Consider the following 16,304-nt stretch of genomic DNA (forward strand, 5'->3'; position numbering starts at 1 on the left):
ATTTCTTCTTTTTACTACTCCTGTCATAAAACTTTTTCCTTCATTATAAATCATCCCATAAAAATGCAACGCCCTAAAATGAATATCCTTATTATCAAAAGTTAGGTGTTATCGACTAAAGTACTTGGTAAAATTTCAACCAAGCCCTTTTCACCATCAAGGCGTACTAGCTGTCCATCTCGCATAATTTCGGTAGCATGAGCAATATCCATTACGGCTGGAATACCGTATTCCCTCGCCACGATTGCCCCGTGAGATAATTGCCCCCCTACCTCCGCAATTAATCCCCCTGCTTGAGTGAGAAGTAAAGTCCAACCGGCATCGGTGTAAGGTACAACAATAATGGTATTTTTATCGATTTTTTCGGTTATATCTAATTTAGTAAATACTTTAATTTTTCCTTCAATTATTCCGCCACTAGCTGGAATACCTTTTAATTGATTGTCACTAATAGTTAAAGAAATTTGGCTATTAAAATTAATTTGTGGAGTGTTACCATACACAAGATAAGGAATAGTTTTAATTTGTTGATCTTCTTGCCATTTTTCTTGTCTTTTTTTGATGATATTTACTACATTATCATCTTGATGTTTTTGATTAATAATATCTTTTAACTCATTTAACTTGATAAAAAATATTTCATCTCTTTCCTTAATAATTTTTTCTTTCACTAAATTATCACCTACAGCCAAAAAACTATAACGTAAATAAGCTAAAAATTGAGCATAAATGGTGGCAACTTCACCTTTTATATCTAATCGATTTTGTACTATTTTCTCTTGCCAAGTTAATATTTTCTTTATGTTATTCTCTTGAAATAAATCTGTTTCTTTTTCGGCAATAAATTTAGTAAACATTGTCCTAATAGTGCGAGAATCTTCTGCCCAACGGGGGATAGATATATCCGTAGCAACTTCACTTAAATAACCATATTTTTTCTGCCAATTTTCTAAGGTTTTTAATACTGATTCTCCATCAGGTAATTCTGTTAAACAAGTGAAAAAAGCGTTATATTCATCAGGTTCTAGCTTTTGTAAATCAGTTTGAGAAAACAATTGACGAGCGCCCTTCGCCATAGTTTTTAATTCATTTACTGAAGCAATTTCGGGAATATTTTGATTATCTAAATTGAGAGGATTTACTTTAAATATTGCCTGACGGATGGCAAAGCTGAGGGGCGCTAGAATACTAAAATAAGTAGCTTCTTTCAAACCTAATAATATTTGTTCAATACGGTTTAATAACTGTAAATTATTTAATTGATTCGGCTCAACTTCTGCTAATTCATCTAAGAGAGGGTTAAATATTTTATCTTGTTTAATATTAAAATCATTAATTAAATTTAATTCCCTTTGTAACAAACGCCATAAACCGGGAATGTTTTTGACAGTTGACATCAAAGGAGGTTTACTAAATTTACTCCCTCTAGTTAAAAACTCCAAACTTTCAGGAGGTAATCCCATTAATAAGAATATATCCCCTAATAAAGTGGCATTAAAATAAGCTCGATGATAGTGTAAAGTAGCGGTTTTTGTGAAGTCTAAATCAGAGGCTTTTTGACCTAAAACAATAGTAAAAATATCACCCCAAACACCACAGGTAAGAGGTTGATTAATTGACCAAGGTAAAGGACGAATTAGTCCGGGTATCACTTCTGAGGCAATTTTTCTTGTCCATAAAGGCTGTAGAGTAGTAACGGGACGAGATTGAAAAATCCACAGAGAATAGCCATCATAACACCACTCTACATCTTGAGGGATGTTTTTGTCAAGGGCTTCAATTTCTCTGGTAATTTTGGCGAGATTTAATAATACTTCTGGAGAGATATTTCCTTGTCCTTTAACTTCTTTGGTGTCGAGAAAAACTTGATATGATTGCGGTGTCATTTTCCCTGATACCACTTCAGGGGTGGAGGGCGCCACTTCAATACATACTGCGTCTTCCCTTTGATTAACGGGATTTCTACTAAAAGCGACACCGCCATAAATACCGTTAATTTGTTTCTGCACAATGACGGCGAGGGATTTTTCGGTTAACCCTCTACTTTGGCGATAGTGGAGGGCGCTTTCTGTATAGTAAGAATCGAAACAGTGGATAATTCTTTGTTTGAGGGTAGTAATATCAGTAATATTCAGATAACTTTGATAAATTCCAGCGCCCGTCGCCGTTAACGAATCCTCATCTACGGCGGATGAGCGCACCACGAGGGGATTATCAGGGGAAGGAGAGAGAAACTGACAAAATTTATCTATGTCGTCACCGGCTTTGATTACCCAACCTTCCGGCACATTGTAACCCCATTTGATTAAACGAGAAAGATTATAGGCTTTACCACCCACTTGATTAGGATTAAGATTTTCTTGTAGGGAAGTCATGCCACTATCACCCCGAAAAAAGCGAAAGACTTGCTTTGACTCTGTATTGACTTGAGTAGGGTTTAAATCTAAATCGTCGGGCATTTGTTGATAAATCCAAATTAATAAACTAGCTAAGGTAATGGTAGCGAAAATATACTCAGGGTTATTAATATTTTGCGCCCCTAATACTACCACCATCAACCCTAAAACGCCAATTCTACCACCTTGACGAGAGCGAAAAATGGCAAAACTCACTCCCCCCAAAAGGAAAATCAATAAACCACCCACAGGATTATGGGTAATAATACCCCAAGTTACATTGGTAGCACCAGCGCCCTTCCCTCCCCAATAGCGCCCCATGACTAAGGCAATTAATGCTAAAATTTCCCAAGTTGAGCCGAGGGAAAAAAAAGCCCTAGTCATTAAAACTACGGCGATACCTTTACCAGCTTCGGAAATAACTGCCATGATTCCAGCGCCCTTCCCCCCGTGATAAAATGCCGAAGAAACGGAAATATTACCCGTGCCTAATTTCTTCAAATCTTTACCTGAGATAGCGTAGGTAAACCAATCAATGAGGGGAATTGCCCCAATAATTGGACTAATGATGAAGACGATAATCGCGCCCCAAATCTCTGTCATTTTAGTTAGTGTTAGTTTACTGGTTACGGTAGAAAGGGAAGAAGGGGTGAAAGGGAAGAAAGGGAGAAAGGGCGTAGGGGTTGAACAATGTTCAACCCATTATCAATTGTCAATTATCCATTATCAATTACCCCAGTTTTTCTGGTTGCTAAATAAGCTAAACCGAAGCACAATAAAGCATTAATCAATAAATATGTTTGCGCCATCATACCACTGCCTAAACCCCACACGCTCGGAGTCATAAAAGCAGAAATACTTAAACAAGATGCTACCCCTAAACATGAACCGATTGCCAACCATTTACCACTTTCATTCCCTAAGAACAAGACTACTAATAAGAAAGGGAGGAGGGCGCTGGCAAAAAAGGGATTGAGACTATTTGTACCCATCACAGCATTACCCAATTCAGGAATAGAGCTTCCTAACAAACGTAAAGGCCATTGGGGAAGGTCAAAAATATATAAACCTTGTAGTACAAATAAACCGGAACTACCAAAAATCATGCCACTAGCGAGACTAAGGTTAAATACCAAATAATTACGAATTAACCAAGCAAAAAGATATGAGCCTAATACCATACCAAGTTTTGGTAATAAGAATAAAGTACCGCCATCAATCCAAAAAATTGGATTGAGATAGCCATTATCATGCAACCAGCGCACGAAATCCCTTACCGAAATTTGACCACGCATGGCCAAGCGCACGGCATCCCCAGCATTTAACCTTCCTGCGCCATAATGATTAAGCGGGTCTTCTGATACACGACGAGATGATTCTAACAAAATTTGGCGCACTTCTTCTGGGTCTTCAATGCCTGTCGCTTTAATTAAAGCTGCTACTCCAGCCACATGAGGCGCCGCCATACTTGTGCCTTGGAAACCTTCAAAGGAAGGGGTTTGATTATTATTGATGACGGTTTCTTGGACAATTAACCCTGTATCGCTACCGCCGGGCGCTGAAATATCCACCCCTGCGCCAAAATTAGAATAGGGTGCTTTTTTGCCCACTGCATCCGTAGCGGCAACGCTGATAACGTGATTATAACGGGCCGGATAAGTAGCAGAATTACTATTTTCATTTCCCGCAGCGCCCACCACCACTACACCTTTACTATAAGCATAATCAACAGCGCCACGGAGTAACTGACTATCACCGCTACCACCTAAACTAAGATTAATTACATCAGCGCCCTTATCCGTAGCAAATTTAATCGCCTCAGCAATATCCGCCACACTACCACCATTTAAACCTAAAACTTTGAGAGGCATAATTTTGGCTTTGTAGGCGATTCCAGCTACCCCATAATTGTTATTGGTGGATTGCGCTATGGTACCAGCTACATGGGTGCCATGACCAACATCATCAAGCGCCTCAATGGTATCATTAACAAAATCATAACCTTCTACAAACTCAGTTTCTGCCAAATCAGGCACTCGACTGACTCCCGTATCGATTACCGCCACCGTAACGCCTTCCCCTTTACTATCTAACCATGCTTGTTCCACATTGATACTGCGTAAATTCCACTGCTCACTGTAGCCCGGATCGTTAGGAATTTCTAAGGTATGATAAATGTAATTTGGCTCGATATATTCGAGGGTTTTTTTATCTAAATTACGGCGTAATTGCTTGAAGGTTTGTTTATCCCCTTCCATGACATAAATATTTCTCGGTGCAGAAAATTCACTATTAAGATGTAATTTATTTTGAAATTCACCCCAAGATGAGCTTAATTGACTAACTTCTATGTCATCTCGAAAGTTAATGATAATTGACTCGTATTCTCCCCCCGAATTTAATACCCGAAATCCCCACAGGGAGAAGAATAACCCCAAGATAAATAAAAACAACAAAAATAATTTTTTCATGGATTTACCACTATATGAACATCAACAAGTTTTCATGTTGCCACTGGACTTTTTTAATTTTACATTAAATAAAAATATCTATAGTAATCCTAAATTTAGATGTGATAATGATTTTTTTCATAATTGGACTCGGTGGAAAGGACGTTAGAATGGGCAAAAAATATGACCTGGAAAGCAAGAAAACCTATGGTAAAGATAGAAAAAAAATATCAAAAAGGAATTAAGTCACAATCAGAATAACTAGCTGAGTACAAGAAATTTTGGCATCCATCAAAAATCCTGTCTTCATGGGATGTGACAATAATACCCACAAGCTGACTGGTACTTTATTTTATTGCACCTCCTTTAGGGTTTTCTGAAAACGTGGTGTCGTGAAGGCAACCTCCACCGTTACCTACCAATTAAATCGAACAAGCAGAGTAGAAAGTTACTTTTTCTCGTTTCCTGCATTGCAAAAAAAATTAACCTTTTCTTTACCAAAATTAATGGGAACAGAAAAAAGCCGAAAGAGTTATATAGTAAAGATTACAGAGAATATTAACTCAAAAAAAATCAAGTGACAATACAGATTTCCACACCCTAGACTGTACCAAGCCACACAGACTAACCATAATCCTATGCTAAAATCAACAATAAACATGGCTAATGGTGGAATTTAAAATATTATGTTTGAACGCTTCACAGAAAAGGCGATCAAGGTGATCATGTTGGCTCAAGAAGAAGCTCGTCGCTTGGGCCATAACTTCGTTGGCACAGAGCAAATACTGCTCGGTTTAATCGGAGAAGGCACTGGAGTCGCCGCTAAGGTACTAAAACCGATGGGGGTTAACCTCAAAGATGCTCGGATTGAAGTGGAAAAAATCATCGGGCGTGGCTCAGGCTTTGTAGCGGTAGAAATTCCTTTCACCCCCAGAGCAAAAAGAGTCTTAGAGTTATCCTTAGAGGAAGCTCGTCAATTAGGACATAATTATATTGGTACAGAACACCTGCTCTTAGGTTTAATTAGAGAAGGGGAAGGAGTGGCTGCACGAGTTTTAGAAAATTTGGGTGTTGATCTCGGCAAAGTACGCACCCAAGTTATTCGGATGTTAGGGGAAACTGAAACGGCGGTGGTGGGCGCTGGTGGTGGTTCTCGCTCTAATAAAACCCCTACCCTTGATGAGTTTGGTTCAAATTTAACTATTTTTGCCACCGAAGGTAAATTAGACCCGGTAGTGGGCAGACAAAAGGAAATTGAACGAGTTATTCAAATTCTCGGTCGTCGTACCAAAAATAACCCCGTCTTAATCGGTGAACCGGGTGTAGGTAAAACCGCCATTGCTGAAGGTTTAGCCCAAAGAATCGGTAATAAAGATGTACCAGATTTATTAGAAGATAAACGGGTGGTAACTCTTGATATTGGTTTATTGGTAGCCGGTACGAAATATCGTGGGGAGTTTGAAGAGCGCCTCAAGAAAATTATGGAAGAAATCCGTCAAGCTGGTAACGTTATCCTTGTTATTGATGAGGTTCATACCTTGATCGGTGCTGGAGCGGCGGAGGGCGCTATTGATGCGGCGAATATCCTTAAACCTGCCTTAGCAAGGGGTGAACTACAGTGTATTGGTGCGACTACCCTTGATGAATACCGCAAACATATCGAAAGAGATGCCGCGCTGGCGCGTCGTTTCCAACCGGTAATGGTGGGTGAACCTAGCGTGGATGAAACCATTGAGATTTTATTTGGTTTACGGGAGCGTTATGAACAACACCACAAGCTAAAAATTTCTGATGAAGCCTTAGATGCGGCTGCTAAATTGTCAGATCGTTATATTAGTGATCGATTTTTACCTGATAAAGCTATCGATTTGATTGACGAAGCGGGATCAAGAGTACGTTTACTCAATTCTCAGTTACCCGCCGAAGCGAAGGAGTTAGACAAAGAATTACGCCAAGTCTTGAAGGAAAAAGATGAAGCGGTAAGGTCTCAAGACTTTGATAAAGCTGGGGAATTGCGAGATCGGGAAATGGAAATTAAGTCTGAAATTCGCAGTTTAGCGGATCAGAAAAAAGATAATCCTAAAGTGAGTGATAATCCAGTGGTGGGTGAAGAAGAGATCGCTCACATTGTGGCTTCTTGGACTGGTGTGCCTGTACAAAAACTCACTGAGTCTGAGTCTGAGAAACTCTTAAACATGGAGGATACTCTGCACCAAAGAATTATCGGTCAAGAAGATGCGGTTAAAGCTATTTCTCGCGCTATTCGTCGCGCCAGAGTAGGTTTGAAAAATCCTAATCGTCCTATTGCTTCCTTTATCTTCTCTGGTCCTACTGGGGTTGGTAAAACTGAGTTAACTAAAGCCTTAGCGACTTATTTCTTTGGTTCGGAAGATTCCATGATTCGTTTGGATATGTCGGAATACATGGAACGTCACACGGTATCTAAGCTCATCGGTTCTCCGCCGGGATACGTGGGTTATAGTGAGGGTGGGCAGTTAACGGAAGCCGTGCGCCGTCGTCCTTACACTGTGGTTTTATTCGATGAAATCGAAAAAGCGCACCCCGACGTATTCAACTTACTATTGCAAATCTTGGAAGACGGGCGCTTAACCGATGCCAAAGGGCGCACGGTGGACTTCAAAAACACCCTGTTGATCATGACTTCCAATATTGGTTCTAAAGTCATCGAAAAAGGTGGCGGTGGTTTAGGCTTCGAGTTAGAAGACGATAAAACTGAGTCTCAGTACAACCGTATTCGTTCCTTAGTTAATGAGGAGTTGAAAAACTACTTCCGTCCTGAATTTCTCAACCGTTTGGATGAAATTATTGTCTTCCGTCAACTCAATAAAGAGGAAGTCAAAGAAATCTCCGAGTTGTTGCTCAAGGAAGTTTTTGCCCGTCTCACTGAGCAGGAAATCACTTTACAGGTAACGGATAAATTTAAGGAAAGGTTAGTAGAAGAAGGATACAATCCAGCCTATGGCGCCCGTCCTTTACGTCGTGCCATTATGAGATTGTTAGAAGATGTCTTAGCCGAAGAAATTCTTTCTAAACGCTTAAAAGAAGGAGATACCGCCCTAGTTGATGTCAACGACGAAGGTAAAGTAATCATCCAAGCTGAAGGAAAAACTACTCCTGTGTTGGAAAAAGCGGGAGTATAGTTAGGTTAGTTTTTCATCTTGTGTCTAAGAAATTTTAACTTTTGGGTGAGTTTATACTCACCCTTTTTTGTTACTATAAAATTCCTATGGTTTTTTGTTAAGATTACATTATGTTTTGTCCTTCCATTTCAGTAATTATTCCCGTTTACAATGGAGAAAAAGATTTATTACCTTTGATTGATTGTTTAGTAAGTCAAACCTATAATTTAACACAAGTTGAGTTCATTTTAGTAGATAATAATAGTGAAGATAATACCGCTCATCTCATTAAAGAACAGGCTCAACTTTATCAAAATCAAAACATAAAAATTAGGTATATATTAGCTGATAAAATACAATCTTCTTATTATGCTCGGAATCAAGGGATAAAAAATTCAGAGGGAAAAATTATTGCTTTTACTGATGTTGATTGTCGCCCTCAACATGATTGGCTAGAATTATTAATTCAACCGTTTATAGATGAGAAAATTATGATTGTAGCCGGAGAAATTAAGGGATTGAAAGGAAATAGTATTTTAGAAAAATATGCCGAGACAAATGATACTTTATCTCAAAAATATACCCTAGCTAATGAACTTTATCCCTATGCTCAAACTGCCAATTTAGCTATCAGGAAAGAGGCTTTACAAATTATTGGTTTATTTCGCCCCTATCTTACTACTGGCGGTGATGCGGACATCTGTTGGCGTTTATTTCAGGAATTACAGGCTGAGATAAAATTTGTGCGAGGGGCGCTGGTTTTTCATCGTCATCGAAATAATTTAAAAGATTTTCAAAGTCAATGGCAACGTTATGGTAAATCTAACCAATATTTACATCAATTACATGGTTTAAAATTGGCAAAAAATTATGATAATCAAGCTATTTTATTACGCATCGGGCGCTGGATTTTTCAAGATATTCCGAAAAATATCATTAAAATAACCATAGGGAAAGCCAGTTTTTTTGACTTAATTAAAGCGCCCATTGACATTATTGCTAGTAAGGCTAGAAGTGATGGACAACAAAAGGCTATCTTACCCCTAAAGGCGAAAGAAATCGAAGTAATGGATCAACCCATAGACACCTCAAATAAATAGCAATTATTGTGACAATGAAGTACAAGAGGATCCCCCTAAATCCCCCTTAAAAAGGGGGACTTGAGAATAATAACTGTACCTCATAATTATGAAAAATACTATAAATATTTTTAAAACTATTATTTTAAAATATGCTTTTACCACTAAAAAAAATTATTAATTTAATCATTATATCTCTAACATTAGTAAGTTTTTTAACAAGCTGTGGCTTAAATTCTGTTGCTGAAAATAACTTACCCTCATCACAAATTACCCAAGCTATATTAAGTGATCCCAAAACATTTAATGCAGTTTTATCTCAAGAATCACCCAATATATTTGGTTTAACTTATGAAGGACTAATAAGAGAAAATCCTCTCACCGCAGAAATCGAACCAGCCTTGGCAAAATCATGGGAAATTTCCGAAGATCAATTAAGTATTATTTTCACTTTACGAGAAAATTTAAAATGGTCAGACGGTCAACCATTAACAGTTGATGACATAATTTTCAGCTATAATGAACTATATCTAAATGAAGAAATACCTAGCAATGCTAGAGATAGTTTAAGGGTGGGAGAAAGTCGCAGTTTACCTACTGTTGAAAAAATCAATAATCGTCAAGTAAAATTTACAATTACTGAGCCATTTGCTCCTTTTTTACAAAGTACAGGACTATCGATTTTACCTAAACATATTCTAGCAGAAAAAGTTACGCAAAAAGATAGTGAAGGAAACCCTCTTTTTCTTTCATTTTGGGGTGTTGATACTCCCCCTGATCAATTAACAGTTAATGGTGCGTATAAGTTAAAAAGTTATGCCACCTCTCAGCGTTTAATTTTCACTCGTAATCCCTATTATTGGCAACAAGATGATCTCGGTAATTCACTACCTTATATTGAAGAAGTAGTTTGGGAAATAGTCGAATCTACTGATACATCATTGCTACAATTTCGTTCAGGAAGTTTAGATTCTATTGGGGTATCTCCTGAATATTTTTCCTTGTTAAAAAAAGAAGAAAAACGAGGAAATTTTACTATTTATAATGGTGGTGCTGCCTATGGCACAACCTTTCTTGCTTTTAATCTTAATCAAGGCTCAAGAGATGGTAAACCTTTAGTTACTCCCTATAAATCAAAGTGGTTTACTAACTTAAATTTTAGAAAAGCTATGGCTTATAGTATTAATCGGGAAAGAATGATTAATAATATTTATCGTGGTTTAGGAGAAAAACAAAATTCACCTATTTCTGTACAATCGCCTTTTTATGATCCTACTGTAAATAGTTATGACTATAATCCTGAATTAGCTAAAAAATTATTGAAAGAAGCTGGGTTTAAATACAATGAAAATAATCAATTATTAGACTCAGAAAATAATCAGGTTAGATTTAGTTTATTAACCAATGCTGGGAATAAAATTAGGGAATCTTTAGGCTCACAAATCAAGCAAGATTTAGAGCAAATTGGTATTACTGTGGATTTTACACCCATTGCTTTTAATGTTTTAGTGGATAAACTGAGTAATTCTTTGGATTGGGAAGCTCATATTATTGGTTTTACGGGGGGAAATGAACCCAATAACGGTATTAATTTATGGTCTCCTGACGGTAATTTACACTTATTTAATCTTAAACCTCAAGCAGGTAGAGAGGATATTGAGGGGCGCGTTGTTTCTGACTGGGAACAAGAAATCGGTAATTTATATGTTGCTGGAGCGAAAGAGTTAGATTTAGAAAAAAGAAAAGAAATTTATGGTAAAACTCAACAATTAGCTCAAGATTATTTGCCATTAATTCACTTAGTTAATCCTTATTCTTTATCAGCAGTTAGAGATAGAATCGATGGGGTTAATTATTCACCGTTGGGGGGCGCTTTTTGGAATATTGAAAAGCTCAAAATTAGTGATCAAGATTAAATCAATTTTCTTTTTTCATTCTAAATAAGGTCTGCTGAATAAATCAAAACCCTTGTCAAATAAAGGTTTAAAGTCTATTCTGCATAACAAAAAGTGTCATAAATTGACTTTTTTCTTTAAAAATACTCTATTTCTTCCATCCCTATCAAAAATTATTGATACAAATGAGTAGTTTGCAAAAAATAAATATTTGTCTAAAGTCTTTAATTTATAAGCATTTCACCGCGACACCGCGACACCCGAAGCCTGACACCTCCCTTCACCAAAATACTTTTTCAGCACCACCTAAGTGCGAAGTAAATCAAATTTAACTCATGGAAAAAGAACACAGAAAAACAAAAATTGTTGTAAAATAATATGTTTGGTTGTAAATTATAAAATTAAAGGAAAAATTAATTAAACTATGTCTCGATATACAGGACCTCGTTTGAGGGTAGTGCGTCGCTTGGGAGATTTACCCGGCTTAACTCGTAAAAACGCTCGTCGTGCTTATCCCCCCGGGCAACACGGGCAAAACCGCCGTAAGCGTTCAGAGTATGCTATTCGTTTAGAAGAAAAGCAAAAGCTACGCTATAACTATGGTGTTAGCGAAAAACAATTAGTTCGTTATGTGAAAAAAGCTCGTCGTGTGGGCGGTTCTACTGGTCAAGTATTATTACAATTATTAGAAATGCGTCTTGACAATACCGTTTTTCGTCTCGGTATGGCGCCCACCATCCCAGCCGCACGTCAGTTGGTGAATCATGGTCATATAACTGTTAACGGTGGAGTAGTTGATATTGCTAGTTATCAATGTCGCCCGGGTGATGTTGTGGCAATCAGAGATCGTGATAAATCTCGTAAAATTTTAGAAACTAACCTTGCTAACCCCGGTTTAGCTAATCTTCCCAGTCACTTAGAATTTGACAAAAATACCTCCGTTGGTAAAGTCAATGGTGTTGTGGAAAGAGAATGGGTAGCATTAAATATTAATGAACTACTCGTTATTGAGTATTACTCTCGCAAAGCGTAAAACGTTGAGCTGGGTGGTGTTGTATGGTATTCCGAAAAGGAGTCATGGTTATAGCGACAGTTTCATGTTGTGAACGACACCACTAGATATGTTAAAATGAGAAACAGTAAACTTTAGTAATAATAAGGAGGATATTGCATGACCCAAGTGGTTGTGGGACAAAACGAAAATATCGAATCTGCATTACGTCGTTTTAAAAGACAAGTATCAAAAGCAGGAATCTTCGCTGACATCAAACGTCTGCGTCATTTTGAAACCCCCATTGAGAAGAAGAAACGTAAAGCCGTTGCTCGTCGCAAAAAACGTTTTCGCTAAAAATTTTCAGATAAGTTAGTCCAATTGCTGTGATATTGTCAATGGGTAGGTAATAAGGGGGTGAATTAAGAAAACCAACCTAGCCCAGTATAATTAAGAATTTTTCAGATTTTTAGATTAAGTGTTGTTGGGTTACGCTATGGCTAACCCAACCTACTATCTATACTGATTTTACTGAAGTTAATAAAGGAAAATCTAAACTTTCCCGTTGGGAAAGATATTGGTGGGCAACTTCTCTTGCTAAATTCCTAATGCGACCAATATAACGAGTTCTTTCTGCCACAGCAATTACTCCTCTAGCATCGAGTAAATTAAAAGAGTGAGAACATTTCAGCACATAATCAAGACTGGGTAATACCAAATTTTTTTCAATTAACTGCTTTGCTTCCTCTTCATATAAAGCAAATAACTTGAATAATAAATCAGGGTTTGAGGCTTCAAAATTGTAAGTACATTGTTCAACTTCTCCTTGTAAGAAAATATCGCCGTATTTAATTTGATCATTCCATTGAATGTCATAAATACTGTCCACATCTTGTAAATACATTGCCAATCTCTCTAACCCATAGGTAATTTCAATGGCAACGGGGCGACAGTCAATGCCTCCACACTGTTGAAAATAAGTAAATTGAGTAATTTCCATGCCATCGAGCCAAACTTCCCAGCCGACACCCCAAGCGCCTAGGGTAGGAGATTCCCAGTTATCTTCCACAAAACGAATATCATGGTCTTCTGGATGAATGCCCAGCGCCCTCAACGAATCCAAATAAACCTCTTGTATGTTATTAGGGGAAGGTTTAATTAAAACTTGATATTGATAATAATGCTGGACACGGTTAGGATTTTCGCCATAGCGCCCGTCAGAAGGGCGCCGGCAGGGTTCAACATAAGCCACAGCCCAGGGTTCAGGTCCAATGGCACGGAGGAAAGTATGATGGCTCATGGTACCAGCGCCCTTCTCCGTATCATAGGGTTGAGCCACGAGACAACCTCTTTGACTCCAAAAATGATTAAGATTGGCAATAATATTTTGAAAATTAATGGTCATAAATAAAATAAAATAAAAAATAAACCAAAAACCACCCAAAAAACACTTAACTGATCCACAATAGGAAAATATACTATGATTGATCAAATTATCGTTAGGCTATTTATAATTTATCACTAATGGATACCCTCCCCATTCAAAACTATAGTGTGCCAATTCAAGGGTTTGTTGCATCTAAACAAACATTTTTGTTTGATACCTTGAAAAAGCATCAATTTACGGGAGAACTTCTATTAGTTTACCCGGGTAACATGGAGTGGAAATTTTTTCTCTACTCAGGAAGATTGATTTACGCCACAGGAGGAGAACATTCCGTGCGCCGATGGCGCCGTAACCTAGCCGCCTACTTACCCGAAATTGCCACCGACAAAGAATTTTTAGAACATGAACTACAATCCATCGGCGATTTAGGCATCAAATTTTGTTGGGAATATGAAGTATTAAAACGCTGGTTAGACATGGGGAAAACCCATCGAGATCAAGTTTTGAAAATGGTGACGGCAATTATGGTTGAAATTTTTTTCGATCTCAATCAAGTGTCAGAAATTACCTTTCATCTTAACTCCGATGTGGCAGTACCAGTATCCGAACAATTATTTTTAATTGATACCAGTAAAGTAATCGTACCTGCTTGGAAACAATGGCAAGATTGGGTGGGCGCTAAATTAGGAGACCGCTCTCCTAATAAGGCTTTAGTGATAAAATCCAATGAACAACTAAAATTGAAATCCCCTCCAAAACTTTACAGCGTTTTTAGCAAACTTATTAATGGGCGTAGTACCATCAGAGATTTATCTTTACAGTTAAAACGAGAATTAGATCAGTTGGGGAAATTATTATTACCTTACATTCAAGGGGGTTATATCAGCATGGTCTCTATTGCTGATTTACCAGCGCCCGTCACCCAAAAAACCATTACTCAACCAGAAAAAACTTTAGTCATTGCCTGTATTGATGATAGCCCTGCCATCTGTCAAACCATGGCTAGTATCCTAAAACCCGTAGGTTATCGCTTCATCGGTATTATTGATCCCGTTCGAGCTATTGCCACTATCTTAGCCTCCAAACCAGATGTAATTTTTCTTGACCTTGTTATGCCTAATACAAACGGCTATGAAATTTGTGGTGCGATTCGGAAATTATCATTATTTCGTAATACTCCTGTCATCATTTTAACTTCAAATGACGGCATGGTAGAGAGAATGCGCACTAAAATCGCTGGAGCAACAGATTTTATGTCAAAACCAATTAATAAATCAGAGGTGTTAGCCATAATTAGTAAACATTGTCCACTTACTTAGGTGTTGCTGAAAAAGTATGAGTGATGCAGGGCGTTTTCAAAGTCAGGTACAAAATTGATTTGTTTAGCAGGGGAAGCAGAGGAAGCAAGGGAGAAAGGGAAGATTTTTTCTATTAATTGATTTATTAGTAGTTAAAATATCTGGAATAATCTTTTTTCATCAAAAAGAATCAAAACTTATTACTTTTTACTTTGTCTCAACTAAAAATCTGAGAATGAAAACACCCTGCTTTTGATGGGGGGAGGTGTCAGGCATCAGGCGAAATCCTTATAAATTAAAGACTTTGCCACAATAATCATTTTCCATAAATTGCTGATTACATTTACCTTTGCCCCTTGCCTTTTGCCCTTTGCCCTTTTGATATTTTTAAATCATCAAATAAATCACTAACTTTTGGTGCATAAATAGGTAAATTAAAAGTAGTAGGATTAACATAACTATCGTAAGTAAAATGACGATAATTCAAGCAGAAGTAATCCCATTCAGCCATTTGAATTTTAAAAATTTTTATAAAAAAATTAGCTAACCAAATAGGTAAAGGAAATTGAAAATAAACTTTTTTGTTAATTTTCTGACAAATATCTTTGATAGCTTTACTAACCGTTAAAGGCTCACTAGCCAACACTAATTTATTATTATAAATTGGACTTAATTCATCACCATTATTAACTAAATAAGTTATAACTGTAGCGATGTCTTGACCATGAATAAAATGAAAACTACCATCAGCATTAAACCAACGAATTAAACTCATCCATTTAAGACTATCTTTTAAACCCCCTGATAAATGTGAATAAGGCTTATTCTCACCACCACCAAAGACTAAAGTCGGATAAACAGTAATAATTTTATCAGCTAAAGGAACATTCGTAAGTTGCGTAAAACATTGATATTTTGTTCTAATATAATCAGTGCCAATTTTTCCAGCTTCTGATAATAATTGATTATGACGATCTAAAATACTAGCAGTAGAAAAATAAATAACACGTTCACATCGGTTAGGATTTAAGGCATTAATTAAATTAAGATTAGCTTCCACATTAATTTGATAAGATTCTTTTTCTCCCCCCCAACAAGTAGCCGTTAAAATAGCAATATTAATGGTGCTTAATAACTCACAATGATCTAATATATTTTCTAAACTACCTTGAATAATATTGATACCAGAACGATAATTATAATCAAATCCTAATTTAGCAGGATTTCTCACTAAAAAAAATAACTCATGGTCGGTTTCTTTAATTAAAGATTCAGCAATATAATGACCTATGCAACCACTAATTCCCGTAACGAAAATACGCATTTTTATTCTTACAAAACGACAAATTATCGATATTATAGCGCCCTTCATCGTTTACCAAGTAAAAATTTTAAGCTCTTCTTATCATCAGTCCTAAAATAGCTGAAAGTACTGTTAAATTGAGGTTTTGTTAAGCAGATTTTTCAAATGATATTTCTGTAAATCAGAGGTGACTTGTTGAGCCAAATTTCTACTTGCCCATAAATTTATATAACTTAAAAAGACTAATTCTACCCAGTTGTTTTCTCTTTCAACGTTCGTACTATAACCCTGATCTGTCACTTTTCGATAGACTTGCTTTACTAAATATAGTTTCAGCCATTTTCAAGCTCTGATAATTTTTATTA

At 36.9% G+C, this 16,304-nt stretch carries 10 protein-coding genes; 6 read left to right on the forward strand and 4 right to left on the reverse strand.

Annotation, left to right across the window (positions count from 1 at the left end; translation table 11 throughout):
* Positions 1–101: 101 nt before the first annotated feature.
* Positions 102–2,999 (reverse strand): glycerol-3-phosphate acyltransferase, encoded by a 2,898-nt coding sequence (locus IGQ45_06225; protein MBF2056811.1) that lies wholly within the window; start codon positions 2,997–2,999, stop codon positions 102–104.
* Between the two features lie 113 nt (positions 3,000–3,112).
* Positions 3,113–4,867, reverse strand: coding sequence for a peptidase S8 (locus IGQ45_06230; GenBank protein MBF2056812.1), 1,755 nt, complete (start codon positions 4,865–4,867; stop codon positions 3,113–3,115).
* A 665-nt stretch (positions 4,868–5,532) separates the two neighbouring features.
* On the opposite strand from IGQ45_06230, the gene IGQ45_06235 reads away from it, so the two are divergent.
* From IGQ45_06235 to IGQ45_06255, 5 genes are all read left to right on the forward strand, one after another.
* Positions 5,533–8,007, forward strand: a complete 2,475-nt coding sequence (locus tag IGQ45_06235; GenBank protein MBF2056813.1) for an ATP-dependent Clp protease ATP-binding subunit — start codon at positions 5,533–5,535, stop codon at positions 8,005–8,007.
* A 110-nt stretch (positions 8,008–8,117) separates the two neighbouring features.
* Positions 8,118–9,086 carry a glycosyltransferase gene (locus tag IGQ45_06240; GenBank protein MBF2056814.1) on the forward strand — a complete coding sequence of 323 codons (969 nt, stop codon included), beginning with the start codon at positions 8,118–8,120 and terminating at the stop codon, positions 9,084–9,086.
* 131 nt (positions 9,087–9,217) lie between these two features.
* Positions 9,218–10,981: an ABC transporter substrate-binding protein gene (locus IGQ45_06245; protein ID MBF2056815.1), complete on the forward strand. Its 1,764-nt coding sequence runs from the start codon at positions 9,218–9,220 to the stop codon at positions 10,979–10,981.
* A gap of 403 nt (positions 10,982–11,384) precedes the next feature.
* Positions 11,385–11,993 (forward strand): 30S ribosomal protein S4, encoded by a 609-nt coding sequence (gene rpsD / locus IGQ45_06250; protein ID MBF2056816.1) that lies wholly within the window; start codon positions 11,385–11,387, stop codon positions 11,991–11,993.
* 138 nt (positions 11,994–12,131) lie between these two features.
* Positions 12,132–12,308, forward strand: coding sequence for a 30S ribosomal protein S21 (locus tag IGQ45_06255; protein MBF2056817.1), 177 nt, complete (start codon positions 12,132–12,134; stop codon positions 12,306–12,308).
* A 160-nt stretch (positions 12,309–12,468) separates the two neighbouring features.
* Here IGQ45_06255 and glyQ read toward each other — a convergent pair whose 3' ends face one another.
* Entirely contained in the window at positions 12,469–13,356 is an 888-nt protein-coding gene (gene glyQ, locus IGQ45_06260) for a glycine--tRNA ligase subunit alpha (GenBank protein MBF2056818.1), read from the reverse strand.
* Between the two features lie 119 nt (positions 13,357–13,475).
* Here glyQ and IGQ45_06265 point away from each other — a divergent pair, with 119 nt between their 5' ends.
* Entirely contained in the window at positions 13,476–14,657 is a 1,182-nt protein-coding gene (locus IGQ45_06265) for a response regulator (GenBank protein ID MBF2056819.1), read from the forward strand.
* A gap of 322 nt (positions 14,658–14,979) precedes the next feature.
* Here IGQ45_06265 and IGQ45_06270 read toward each other — a convergent pair whose 3' ends face one another.
* Entirely contained in the window at positions 14,980–15,960 is a 981-nt protein-coding gene (locus tag IGQ45_06270) for an NAD(P)-dependent oxidoreductase (protein ID MBF2056820.1), read from the reverse strand.
* Positions 15,961–16,304: the final 344 nt, after the last annotated feature.

It is taken from the genome of Cyanobacterium sp. T60_A2020_053, assembly GCA_015272165.1.
Lineage (GTDB): Bacteria > Cyanobacteriota > Cyanobacteriia > Cyanobacteriales > Cyanobacteriaceae > Cyanobacterium.